The sequence below is a fragment of the Bacteroides sp. CAG:633 genome (assembly GCF_000435115.1).
GTDB lineage: Bacteria > Bacteroidota > Bacteroidia > Bacteroidales > Bacteroidaceae > Bacteroides > Bacteroides ndongoniae.
In genome coordinates this window covers 1-11,054 of sequence record NZ_FR882938.1, presented here as the reverse complement: position 1 = coordinate 11,054, position 11,054 = coordinate 1, and the positions used below count along the sequence as shown (strand labels likewise).

The 11,054-nt window shown below is 40.1% G+C and carries 23 protein-coding genes and 1 pseudogene; all 24 read right to left on the bottom strand.

Going from position 1 to position 11,054, the window contains the following annotated elements; genetic code table 11:
- Positions 1-383, bottom strand: a pseudogene (locus QVP67_RS00280) (DNA-directed RNA polymerase subunit alpha); the annotation flags it as partial.
- 11 nt (positions 384-394) lie between these two features.
- On the bottom strand, positions 395-1,000 hold the full coding sequence (rpsD, locus tag QVP67_RS00275; protein ID WP_022161568.1) for a 30S ribosomal protein S4: 606 nt from the start codon (positions 998-1,000) through the stop codon (positions 395-397).
- Positions 1,001-1,113: 113 nt separating this feature from the next.
- Entirely contained in the window at positions 1,114-1,503 is a 390-nt protein-coding gene (rpsK, locus tag QVP67_RS00270; RefSeq protein WP_007567382.1) for a 30S ribosomal protein S11, read from the bottom strand.
- A gap of 11 nt (positions 1,504-1,514) precedes the next feature.
- On the bottom strand, positions 1,515-1,895 hold the full coding sequence (gene rpsM, locus QVP67_RS00265) for a 30S ribosomal protein S13 (RefSeq protein ID WP_022161567.1): 381 nt from the start codon (positions 1,893-1,895) through the stop codon (positions 1,515-1,517).
- Between the two features lie 34 nt (positions 1,896-1,929).
- Positions 1,930-2,046 carry a type B 50S ribosomal protein L36 gene (gene ykgO / locus QVP67_RS00260; RefSeq protein ID WP_002558051.1) on the bottom strand — a complete coding sequence of 39 codons (117 nt, stop codon included), beginning with the start codon at positions 2,044-2,046 and terminating at the stop codon, positions 1,930-1,932.
- 9 nt (positions 2,047-2,055) lie between these two features.
- The gene (gene infA, locus QVP67_RS00255; RefSeq protein ID WP_002558052.1) at positions 2,056-2,274 is read right to left on the bottom strand and encodes a translation initiation factor IF-1; all 219 of its coding nucleotides are present in this window, start codon (positions 2,272-2,274) and stop codon (positions 2,056-2,058) included.
- A gap of 9 nt (positions 2,275-2,283) precedes the next feature.
- On the bottom strand, positions 2,284-3,081 hold the full coding sequence (gene map, locus QVP67_RS00250) for a type I methionyl aminopeptidase (protein ID WP_022161566.1): 798 nt from the start codon (positions 3,079-3,081) through the stop codon (positions 2,284-2,286).
- Positions 3,082-3,095: 14 nt separating this feature from the next.
- On the bottom strand, positions 3,096-4,439 hold the full coding sequence (gene secY, locus QVP67_RS00245; protein ID WP_022161565.1) for a preprotein translocase subunit SecY: 1,344 nt from the start codon (positions 4,437-4,439) through the stop codon (positions 3,096-3,098).
- 4 nt (positions 4,440-4,443) lie between these two features.
- Positions 4,444-4,890, bottom strand: a complete 447-nt coding sequence (gene rplO, locus QVP67_RS00240) for a 50S ribosomal protein L15 (RefSeq protein WP_022161564.1) — start codon at positions 4,888-4,890, stop codon at positions 4,444-4,446.
- Positions 4,891-4,921: 31 nt separating this feature from the next.
- Positions 4,922-5,098, bottom strand: coding sequence for a 50S ribosomal protein L30 (rpmD, locus tag QVP67_RS00235; RefSeq protein WP_004291222.1), 177 nt, complete (start codon positions 5,096-5,098; stop codon positions 4,922-4,924).
- A gap of 11 nt (positions 5,099-5,109) precedes the next feature.
- Positions 5,110-5,628, bottom strand: coding sequence for a 30S ribosomal protein S5 (gene rpsE, locus QVP67_RS00230; protein ID WP_022161563.1), 519 nt, complete (start codon positions 5,626-5,628; stop codon positions 5,110-5,112).
- A 5-nt stretch (positions 5,629-5,633) separates the two neighbouring features.
- Positions 5,634-5,978 (bottom strand): 50S ribosomal protein L18, encoded by a 345-nt coding sequence (gene rplR, locus QVP67_RS00225; RefSeq protein ID WP_022161562.1) that lies wholly within the window; start codon positions 5,976-5,978, stop codon positions 5,634-5,636.
- 22 nt (positions 5,979-6,000) lie between these two features.
- Complete coding sequence (rplF, locus tag QVP67_RS00220; protein ID WP_022161561.1) at positions 6,001-6,570, bottom strand: 50S ribosomal protein L6; 570 nt, start codon at positions 6,568-6,570, stop codon at positions 6,001-6,003.
- A 16-nt stretch (positions 6,571-6,586) separates the two neighbouring features.
- On the bottom strand, positions 6,587-6,982 hold the full coding sequence (gene rpsH, locus QVP67_RS00215; protein WP_022161560.1) for a 30S ribosomal protein S8: 396 nt from the start codon (positions 6,980-6,982) through the stop codon (positions 6,587-6,589).
- A gap of 55 nt (positions 6,983-7,037) precedes the next feature.
- On the bottom strand, positions 7,038-7,337 hold the full coding sequence (rpsN, locus tag QVP67_RS00210) for a 30S ribosomal protein S14 (RefSeq protein ID WP_022161559.1): 300 nt from the start codon (positions 7,335-7,337) through the stop codon (positions 7,038-7,040).
- Positions 7,338-7,343: 6 nt separating this feature from the next.
- Positions 7,344-7,901, bottom strand: a complete 558-nt coding sequence (rplE, locus tag QVP67_RS00205) for a 50S ribosomal protein L5 (RefSeq protein ID WP_022161558.1) — start codon at positions 7,899-7,901, stop codon at positions 7,344-7,346.
- Positions 7,901-8,233 carry a 50S ribosomal protein L24 gene (gene rplX, locus QVP67_RS00200; protein WP_022161557.1) on the bottom strand — a complete coding sequence of 111 codons (333 nt, stop codon included), beginning with the start codon at positions 8,231-8,233 and terminating at the stop codon, positions 7,901-7,903. The genes rplE and rplX overlap by 1 nt, the downstream gene beginning before the upstream one ends.
- A gap of 20 nt (positions 8,234-8,253) precedes the next feature.
- On the bottom strand, positions 8,254-8,619 hold the full coding sequence (gene rplN, locus QVP67_RS00195; protein ID WP_022161556.1) for a 50S ribosomal protein L14: 366 nt from the start codon (positions 8,617-8,619) through the stop codon (positions 8,254-8,256).
- 2 nt (positions 8,620-8,621) lie between these two features.
- Positions 8,622-8,891 carry a 30S ribosomal protein S17 gene (rpsQ, locus tag QVP67_RS00190; protein WP_113740847.1) on the bottom strand — a complete coding sequence of 90 codons (270 nt, stop codon included), beginning with the start codon at positions 8,889-8,891 and terminating at the stop codon, positions 8,622-8,624.
- Entirely contained in the window at positions 8,888-9,085 is a 198-nt protein-coding gene (gene rpmC / locus QVP67_RS00185) for a 50S ribosomal protein L29 (RefSeq protein WP_022161554.1), read from the bottom strand. The genes rpsQ and rpmC overlap by 4 nt, the downstream gene beginning before the upstream one ends.
- A gap of 5 nt (positions 9,086-9,090) precedes the next feature.
- Entirely contained in the window at positions 9,091-9,525 is a 435-nt protein-coding gene (gene rplP / locus QVP67_RS00180; RefSeq protein ID WP_022161553.1) for a 50S ribosomal protein L16, read from the bottom strand.
- A gap of 21 nt (positions 9,526-9,546) precedes the next feature.
- Positions 9,547-10,278: a 30S ribosomal protein S3 gene (rpsC, locus tag QVP67_RS00175; protein WP_005656540.1), complete on the bottom strand. Its 732-nt coding sequence runs from the start codon at positions 10,276-10,278 to the stop codon at positions 9,547-9,549.
- Between the two features lie 5 nt (positions 10,279-10,283).
- Positions 10,284-10,694 (bottom strand): 50S ribosomal protein L22, encoded by a 411-nt coding sequence (gene rplV, locus QVP67_RS00170; protein ID WP_022161552.1) that lies wholly within the window; start codon positions 10,692-10,694, stop codon positions 10,284-10,286.
- Positions 10,695-10,731: 37 nt separating this feature from the next.
- Positions 10,732-11,001: a 30S ribosomal protein S19 gene (gene rpsS / locus QVP67_RS00165; RefSeq protein WP_022161551.1), complete on the bottom strand. Its 270-nt coding sequence runs from the start codon at positions 10,999-11,001 to the stop codon at positions 10,732-10,734.
- Between the last annotated feature and the right edge of the window lie 53 nt (positions 11,002-11,054).

Genomic DNA, 11,054 nt, shown 5'->3' with positions numbered 1-11,054 from the left:
TCAGGATTTAACACTTCAAATCCAGTCAAATACTTACCTATGTCACCTGCTTTAAATTCAGTAGAATTCTCAATGGTAATACTTACTTTCTCACTTTCGAATTCTTCAACTACTTGCTTGAATCTCACTTGTTTCAGATTCAAGATAATGTTAGTAACATCCTCCTTAACTCCCGGTACACTGGAGAATTCATGCTCAACACCTTCAATCTTGATGGTGGTGATAGCAAAACCCTCCAAGGAAGAAAGCAGGATGCGGCGCAGGGCATTACCCACGGTAATACCGAAACCGGGCTCCAACGGACGAAATTCGAACTTTCCGAATTTAGAGTCCGCTTCCAACATTAATACTTTATCAGGTTTTTGAAATGCTAATATCGCCATGAAATTAATTATTATTTAGAATACAACTCTACGATCAAATGCTCTTTAATGTTTTCAGGAATGTCTGCTCTTTCAGGAACATGCAACAGTTTACCAACCTTCAGAGTTTCATCCCACTCCAACCAAGGATACTTGCTGTGATTGAAACCAGCCAATGAGTTAGCGATAACTTCCAATGACTTAGATTTCTCACGTACTCCAACAATCTGACCGGGTTTCACTGCATATGAAGGGATGTTTACAACTTCACCATCCACTGTGATATGCTTGTGACTAACCAGCTGACGGGCAGCTGCACGAGTAGGAGCAATACCTAAACGGTATACAACATTGTCGAGACGACCTTCGAGCAATTGAAGCAATACCTCACCAGTAATACCTTTTGCCGTAGCTGCCTTCTCGAACAGGTTACGGAATTGTTTTTCCAAAACTCCATAGGTGTATTTAGCTTTCTGCTTTTCACGAAGTTGCACACCATATTCAGAAGTTTTTCTCTTTCTTGAATTACCGTGTTGTCCGGGAGGATAATTCTTCTTAGACAAAACTTTATCTGCTCCAAAGATACCTTCACCGAATTTACGGGCTATTCTTGATTTTGGTCCAGTATATCTAGCCATTTCTTTTAATTTTTAATTGTTAGTCATGAACTTAATTTGTTGCAGCCGCGATTGCAGAGAAGAATTATACAATCCAATAACAAAATCAAGTGTCATTTAAATAAAGGTAAATCTTAAACTCTACGTCTTTTCGGAGGACGACAACCATTGTGAGGAAGCGGAGTTACGTCGATAATCTCAGTAACTTCAATACCTGCACCGTGTACAGTTCTAATAGCAGACTCACGTCCGTTACCTGGACCCTTCACATATGCCTTAACCTTTCTCAAACCAAGATCATAGGCAACCTTAGCACAATCTTGTGCAGCCATCTGTGCTGCATAAGGAGTGTTCTTCTTAGAACCTCTAAATCCCATTTTTCCGGCAGAAGACCAAGAAATGATCTGACCTTCGCTATTTGCCAGAGAAACAATAATGTTGTTGAAAGATGAATGAACGTGCAATTGTCCATTAGCATCTACCTTTACATTTCTCTTTTTTGCTGCAACTGTTTTTTTTGCCATATCAACAATTATTATTTAGTAGCTTTTTTCTTATTAGCAACGGTTTTCTTTCTACCCTTACGAGTACGAGCATTGTTCTTTGTGCTCTGGCCTCTAACAGGCAGACCGATACGGTGACGTACACCACGGTAGCAACCGATATCCATCAAACGTTTAATATTCAATTGAACCTCAGAGCGAAGATCACCTTCTACTTTGTACTCTGCGCCAATGATCTCACGAATCTTGGCAGCCTGATCATCCGTCCAGTCTTTTACTTTCAGGTCTCTGTCAACACCTGCTTTATCCAAAATTTTTGCTGAACTACTACGACCTATTCCGTAAATATAGGTCAACGCAATTTCACCTCTCTTGTTTTGAGGCAAATCGACACCAACTATTCTTATAGCCATATACTAAATTATTTTTTTTGCAAAAATAATAATATTATCCTTGACGTTGTTTATACTTAGGATTTTTCTTGTTAATAACATACAAACGGCCATTACGTCTAACGATCTTACACTCTGGCGTACGTTTCTTTAAGGATGCTCTTACTTTCATATCTTAATTTTATTTATATCTAAATACAATTCTTCCTTTCGATAAATCGTAAGGAGACATTTCAACTCTTACTTTATCTCCTGGCAAGATTTTGATATAATGCATCCGCATCTTACCTGAGATATGAGCAGTAATCTCATGTCCGTTTTCTAATTCAACGCGAAACATTGCATTTGACAATGCTTCAACTATAACTCCATCTTGTTCTATTGCAGATTGCTTTGCCATATTAATTTCTTAAATTGCTTTATCTCCTAATACTTCTTCAATGAACTTGAACGATGACAAGATATCAGCTTCACCAGACCCTATTGCAATTGTATGCTCGAAATGAGCAGCACATTTACGATCTTTCGTTCTTACTGTCCAGCCATCCCGCTCCATCACAATTTGACGGCTTCCCAAGGTAATCATCGGCTCAATAGCAATGCACAACCCGCGTTTCAACATCGTACCGTAACCACGTCTGCCGTAGTTAGGCACTTGCGGATCCTCGTGCATCTCTTTACCGATACCATGACCTACAAACTCACGCACCACACCATAAGAATTGGATTCGCAATGCTGTTGGATGGCATATCCGATATCACCAAGGCGTTTACCCTGAACAGCATTTTGAATTCCTATGTATAATGCCTCTTTTGTTACTTTAAGCAATTTGCGTACTTCCTCATCAACTTCACCTACACAGAACGTATAAGCAGAATCACCACAAAATCCATTCATGTAAGTACCACAATCGACCGAAACTATATCGCCGTCTTTCAGTACTACATCACTTGGTATGCCATGTACCACCTGCTCATTTACAGAGGTACAAATCGAAGCTGGAAACGGATCGCCATATTGATTGGGGAAACCCTTAAAAGTGGGAATAGCACCATTATCTCTAATGAATTCTTCCGCAACCTTATCCAGCTCCTTTGTAGTGACTCCAGGCTTAATAATCTTGGCTAATTCACCAAGCGTTTTTCCTACAAGCAAATTACTCTCACGGAGCAGCTCTATTTCATCTTCAGTTTTAAGAAATATCATTTCCTCAAAAAAGATTAATATGCAGCTACATTACCACTACGGCCTTTGATACGACCAGATTTCAGCAAACCGTCATAATGTCTCATCAACAGATGACTTTCAACTTGCTGCAGTGTATCAAGAACCACACCTACAAGAATTAACAAAGATGTACCGCCAAAGAACTGAGCAAATTCAGCTTTTACTCCAAATACACCAGCAAAAGCAGGCATAATGGCAACCAAGGCAAGGAAGAAAGAACCTGGCAAAGTAATGCGTGACATAATCACATCAATATACTCTGCTGTTTGCTTGCCCGGCTTAATACCAGGAATAAAGCCATTGTTACGCTTCATATCCTCGGCCATCTGAGTCGGATTAATGGTTATTGCAGTATAGAAATAAGTAAATAATATAATCAACACTGCAAAAATCAAATTGTACCAGAAGCTTGTATGATCAGTTAATGCATGAACGAAACCGCTTGCATTATTTACATTTGAGAAACCAATAAAGGTAATGGGGATAAACATGATTGCCTGAGCAAAGATAATAGGCATCACATTGGCAGCATTCACTTTCAAAGGAATATACTGTCTTGCGCCACCGTATTGCTTGTTACCGACAATTTTCTTTGCATACTGTACAGGAATCTTTCTCGTACCCTGAACAAGCAGGATTGCAAAAGCGATAACGACTAACAAAACAACAAGTTCGATCAAGAACATAACCAAACCACCAGTCTTATCAGTCATACGAGATACCAGTTCCTGGAACAGAGATTGCGGCAAGCGTGCAATAATACCCACCATAATGATCAATGAAATACCATTACCGATACCTTTATCAGTAATTCTCTCACCAAGCCACAAAATAAACATACTACCAGCAGCTAAAATGATGGTAGAATAAACGATAAACAGAGTCCAATCTAATGAAGCACTTAAAGAAGGTCCAGCCTGCATTTTAAGATTCATCAAATAAGAAGGAGCCTGGAACAAAAGAATCACAATGGTCAGATAACGAGTATACTGATTCATTTTCCTTCTACCGCTTTCACCTTCACGCTGCAATTTCTGGAAATACGGAACAGCGATTCCCAGCAACTGAATAACGATGGAGGCAGAGATATACGGCATAATACCCAAAGCAAAAATAGATGCATTGGAAAATGCTCCTCCGGAAAACATATTTAACAAAGCCAAAAGGCCCTCGCTTGTTTGCTCGTGCAACTGAGTCAACATTGACGGGTTAACACCTGGCAATACAACATATGAACCAAAACGGTAGATTGCCACAAACAATATGGTAATGAGGATCCGTTGTCTCAGATCCTCAATTTTCCATATATTCTTTAATGTTTCAATAGCTTTTCTCATTGAATTAGAGTTTTACCACTTGTCCACCAGCAGCTTCGATGGCAGCAGCAGCAGTCTTAGAGAATGCATGTGCCTGTACATCCAACTTAGCAGTCAAAGTTCCGTTACCTAACACTTTTACCAACTGGTTTGAAGAGATGAAACCAGCATCAACAAAATCGTTGATACCTACAGTCTGCAGATTCTTAGCTTCAGCCAGTTTCTGGATTGTATCCAAGTTAATAGCCTTATACTCTACGCGATTGATATTTTTAAAGCCAAACTTCGGAACACGGCGTTGAAGAGGCATCTGACCACCTTCGAAACCGATCTTCTTAGAATATCCAGATCTTGATTTAGCTCCCTTATGACCTCTTGTAGAAGTGCCTCCCAAACCAGAACCCGGACCACGTCCAATTCTCTTTCTTGATTTAGTAGATCCCTCTGCAGGTTTTAAATTACTTAAGTTCATATTGTAATTCGTTTTATTATTCAACAAATAATTACTTAACAATGGTAACCAAGTGTTTAACCTTATCTACCATTCCAAGAATTGAAGGAGTGCATTCGTGTTCAACCACACGATTCAACTTATGAAGTCCCAGTGCATCGAGAGTTCTCTTCTGGTCAGCAGGAGCACCAATTCTACTTTTTACTTGTTTAATCTTTATAGTCGACATAATTTTCCTCCTTATCCTCTAAAAACTTTTTCAATACTGATACCTCTGTTCTGAGCTACCATACGAGCATCACGCATTTCGCTTAATGCCAGAATTGTAGCCTTCACCAAGTTATGAGGGTTAGAAGAACCTTTTGATTTAGCCAAAACGTCCGTCACACCTACACTTTCGAGTACAGCACGCATTGCACCACCGGCAACCACACCCGTACCGTGAGAAGCAGGCTTGATGAATACTTCAGCACCACCAAACTTAGCCGACTGTTCGTGAGGAACAGTTCCCTTCAATACAGGTACTCTTGTCAAGTTCTTCTTTGCAGATTCTACACCTTTTGCTATAGCAGCTGTTACTTCACCTGCCTTACCAAGTCCCCAACCGATGATACCTTCTTCATTACCTACTACCACAATGGCAGAGAAGCTGAAAGTTCTACCACCTTTTGTCACCTTGGTCACACGATTAATAGCAACTAATCTATCTTTCAGTTCTATATCGTTTGAAATCTTAACTCTATTATTAAGTCCTGCCATAATGATTAAAATTTAAGTCCACCGTTACGTGCAGCATCAGCCACTTCTTTTACTCTCCCATGATATAAGTAACCATTACGGTCGAAAACAACAGTAGTAATTCCAGCTTCCTGTGCTTTCTTAGCGATCAGCTCGCCTACCTTAGCAGCTTGTTCCTTCTTAGGCATCTTTTCAGTCATACCCAAAGAAGAAGCGGCAGCCAGTGTTCTACCTGACAAATCATCGATAACCTGAACATAGATTTGCTTGTTGCTTCTAAATACACTCATACGCGGACACTCAGGCGTGCCTGAAACTTTATTGCGTACTCTATATTTGATTTTAATTCGTCTTTCTATTTTTGTTGTCATAATATTCTATCAATTTAAATGATTATTTAGCGCCGGCCGATTTACCAGACTTTCTACGAATTTCTTCGCCAACAAACTTAATACCTTTACCTTTGTAGGGTTCAGGCTTACGGAAAGAACGTATTTTAGAGCAAACTTGACCAAGCAATTGCTTATCACAAGATTCCAGAATAATCAAAGGATTCTTATTTCTTTCAGACTTAGTCTCTACCTTCACTTCAGGCGGCAACTGTATAAAGATACTGTGAGTATATCCCAAAGCCAGTTCAATGATATTTCCTTGGTTAGAAGCACGGTAACCTACACCGACAAGTTCCAACTCTTTCTTATATCCTTCAGATACACCAACAACCATGTTGTGAACCAATGCACGATACAAACCGTGGAACGCATGTTTTTGCTTCGGATTATCCAACATTGCGTTCTCGTTCTCTGTCAAAACTACATGACCGTCTTCGATGGCAACATTGATAGCAGGATTTACGTATTGGCTCATTTCGCCTTTAGGTCCCTTTACGGTTACTACATCATCCTTCAAAGTAACTGTTACTCCGGCAGGAATGCTAATGGGTAATTTTCCTATTCTTGACATTGCTTATTCCTCCTCATTAATATACATAACACAAAACCTCACCACCGATCTTCAGTTCAGCGGCTTCTTTGTTGGTCATTACACCTTTGGAAGTAGATATTATAGCAATACCCAAACCATTAATAACACGCGGCATATCCTTGTAACCAGTATATTTACGCATACCCGGAGAAGAAATTCTTTCCAGTTTCTTGATAGCGTTTACCTTGTTAACCGGATCATACTTCAAGGCTACCTTGATTGTACCTTGAGGACCATCTTCTACAAACTTGTAATTAAGAATGTAGCCTTTCTCAAAAAGAATCTTAGTGATTTCTTTTTTCAAATTTGAAGCCGGAACTTCCACAACTCTGTGCTTCGCTTGAATAGCGTTCCGCAACCTCGTCAAATAATCTGCTATTGGATCAGTCATATAAAAATAAATTAAATTAATCAGGACTACCCTGACAATATTTAAAAAATAATAATTACCAGCTTGCTTTCTTTACACCCGGGATAAGACCGTTTGAGGCCATCTCACGGAACTGGATTCTGGAAATGCCGAACTGACGGATATATCCTTTAGGACGACCAGTCAGCTTGCAACGATTGTGCAGACGAATGGGGTTAGCATTCTTAGGCAATTCCTGAAGCTTTTGTGCAGCCTCATAAGCCTCTACAGGGTCACCCGTTCTAACGATTTTCTTCAGGGCAGCTCTTTTCTCGGCATATCTGGCTACTAATTTTGCACGTCTTACTTCACGTGCCTTCATTGATTCTTTTGCCATAACTTATCAATCTTTTTTAGCGTTTTTAAACGGTAAACCGAATTCCTTCAACAAAGCATAACCTTCTTCATCTGTCTTCGCAGAGGTTACAAAGGTAATATTCATACCGAGAATTCTTGTAATACTATCGATATTTATTTCAGGGAAAATGATTTGCTCCTGAATACCAAGGGTATAGTTACCCTTACCATCGAACTTACTTTCAATACCTTTGAAGTCACGGATACGGGGAAGAGCGACACGAACCAATTTCTCAAGGAATTCGTACATTCTCTCACGACGCAGAGTCACCATTACGCCAATCGGCATTTTCTTACGCAACTTAAAGTTTGCAATATCTTTACGAGAAACGGTTGCTACGGCTTTCTGGCCAGTAATAGCAGTCATTTCGTTAATTGCCACTTCAATAATCTTCTTGTCGGCAACAGCCATACCCAGACCTTGATTGATCACAATCTTCTTAAGTACGGGTATCTGCATAGAAGAAGAATACTGGAACTGTGATTTCAATGCAGGAGCGATACGCTCTGCATATTCTTTCTTAAGGCTAGCAGTATTACTCATTACTTAATCTCCTCTCCTGATTTTTTAGAATAACGCACTAAAGTCTTCTTGCCATTGGCATTAGTACTAACTTTTCTACCAACACGAGTTGGTTTACCAGTCTTCGGATCAACCGGATTCAAGTTTGAAATGTGGATAGAAGCTTCCTGCTTCACAATACCACCCTGGGGGTTCTTAGCGCTCGGCTTTGTGCTCTTCGACACCATGTTGATACCTTCAACGATCGCACGTTTTTTCTCAACAAGAACCTTCAACACGCGACCAGTCTTACCCTTATCTTCACCAGCGTTTACGTAAACTGTATCGCCTTTCTTTATATGTAACTTACTCATTACCTAAATCTTTTACAAAATTAAAGTACTTCAGGAGCGAGTGACACCACTTTCATGTTAGTAGCACGGAGTTCACGAGCTACCGGACCGAAAATACGACTACCTCTGATTTCGCCTGCATTGTTCAACAACACACAAGCGTTGTCATCAAAACGTATATAAGATCCATCCGGACGACGGATTTCTTTCTTAGTACGTACGATCAAAGCCTTAGACACTGCACCTTTTTTAATATCACTCGAAGGGATGACGCTCTTGATAGAAACAACAATAACATCCCCTACAGAAGCATAGCGACGACCTGTACCGCCCAAAACGCGAATACAGAGGGCTTCTTTTGCCCCACTGTTGTCACATACTGTAAGTCTGGATTCTGCTTGTATCATAATTACTTAGCTTTTTCTACAATTTCTACTAATCTCCATCTCTTGGTCTTGCTCAAAGGACGAGTTTCCATGATACGTACAGTATCACCTACATTACACTCATTCTTCTCATCATGAGCATGGTACTTCTTAGTCTTGCTAACGAACTTACCATAAATGGGGTGTTTTTCCTTAAATTTGGCAGCAACTGTGATAGTCTTGTCCATCTTGTTGCTAAGCACAACCCCAGTTCTTTCTTTTCTTAAATTTCTTGCTTCCATCAAACTCATCATTTATTGTTAAGTTCTCTTTGACGTAACTCAGTCTTCATACGCGCGATTGTTCTGCGTAACTGTTTGATCTGAGCAGGATTATCCAAAGGAGAAATAGAATGATTCAAAACCATTTGATCATACTTTGCTACTTCTGCTTCAACTCTTTCTACCAAATCACTGGTAGACATTTCTCTAATTTCTGCTATTTTCATACTCCTTACGCATTTTGATTTTGAACATCGTAATCACGTCTTACCACGAACTTAGTAGTGATAGGAAGCTTCTGTGCTGCCAAGCGCAAAGCTTCTTTAGCGATCTCATAAGAAACACCCTCGGCTTCGATGATAATTCTACCCGGTGTTACAGGAGCTACGAATCCTTCGGGATTACCTTTACCTTTACCCATACGTACGTCAGCAGGCTTTCTCGTAATAGGTTTATCGGGGAAAATGCGAATCCAAATTTGTCCTTGACGTTGCATATATCTCGTTACTGCAATACGTGCAGCTTCAATCTGACGGCCTGTGATCCATTTCGTCTCCAAAGCTTTGATACCAAATGACCCGAAAGCCAGCTGGTTACCTCTTTGGGCATTGCCTTTTTGACGGCCTTTTTGTTGTCTTCTGAATTTTGTTTTTTTCGGTTGTAACATAATTCCTAAAAATCAAATTCGTTAGCGATTATTTTTCTTTCTTTTGAAGTTCTTTCCGCCATTGTTTCCGCTATTGCTTCCACGACCACTTTCCTTGCTTTGTGTAAAGTTCGGAGCCAATTCTCTCTTACCATAAACTTCACCTCTACAAATCCAAACTTTAATACCGAGAAGACCAACCTTCGTCAATGCTTCTGCATGACAGTAGTCGATGTCTGCTCTGAAAGTGTGCAACGGAGTTCTTCCTTCCTTATACATTTCAGAACGTGCCATTTCAGCGCCATTCAAACGTCCTGAAATCTGAATTTTAATACCTTCCGCACCCATACGCATTGTATTAGCGATAGCCATCTTGATGGCACGACGGTAGGCAATCTTACCTTCAACCTGACGGGCGATGTTATTAGCCACGATAACGGCGTCGAGTTCAGGTCTCTTAACTTCGAAGATATTAATCTGGATGTCCTTATCGGTAACCTTCTTCAATTCCTCTTTCAACTTATCAACTTCCTGGCCACCCTTACCGATAATGATACCCGGACGTGCAGTACAAACGGTAATAGTCACGAGTTTCAGTGTACGTTCGATTACAATTCTTGAAACGCTGGCTTTAGCAAGACGAGCGTTCAGATATTTGCGAATTTTGCTATCTTCCAACAAAGAATCGCCGTAATTCTTTCCACCATACCAATTGGAATCCCAGCCTCTGATAATTCCTAAACGGTTGCTTATTGGATTAACTTTTTGTCCCATTTACCTTAATTTTGATCTTCGTTATTACTTTTAGAACCAACGAACAATGTTACGTGATTTGAACGCTTGCGAATTCTGTAACCTCTTCCCTGCGGAGCCGGACGCATTCTTTTCAGCGTAGCACCACCATCAACATAAATCTTTGTTACGAACAATTCGCCACTTTCAGCCTTACGTTCGTTTTTCTGCTCCCAGTTAGCAATTGCAGAACGCAGCAGCTTCTCCACTCTCGCAGCAGCCTCTTTAGAAGAGAACTTCAAGACGCCAAGCGCTCTGTTCACTTCCATACCGCGAATCATGTCTGCCACGAGACGCATCTTACGCGGGGAAGTAGGAACATTTTGCAATTTCGCAAAATACATGGATTTAAGGGCTTCTTTTCTTTTATCAGCCGATATTTTTTTTCTTGCTCCCATTATATTATTACTTTATTATTTCAGATAAATCCTGTCTTTATTTTTTCTTGTTACCAGCGTGTCCTCTGAATGTACGAGTTGGAGCAAATTCGCCCAACTTGTGTCCTACCATATTTTCGGTAACGTAAACAGGAATGAATTTATTTCCATTGTGAACTGCAACAGTATGGCCTACGAAATCAGGCGAAATCATTGAAGCTCTGGCCCAAGTCTTAACTACAGCCTTCTTGCCAGATTCATTCATGGCAAGCACTTTCTTCTCAAGTTTAACGTTAATATACGGACCTTTTTTTAATGAACGACTCATAATTTTCTCAATTAATCAGATTACTTCTTTCTTCTCTCAATAATATACTTAGA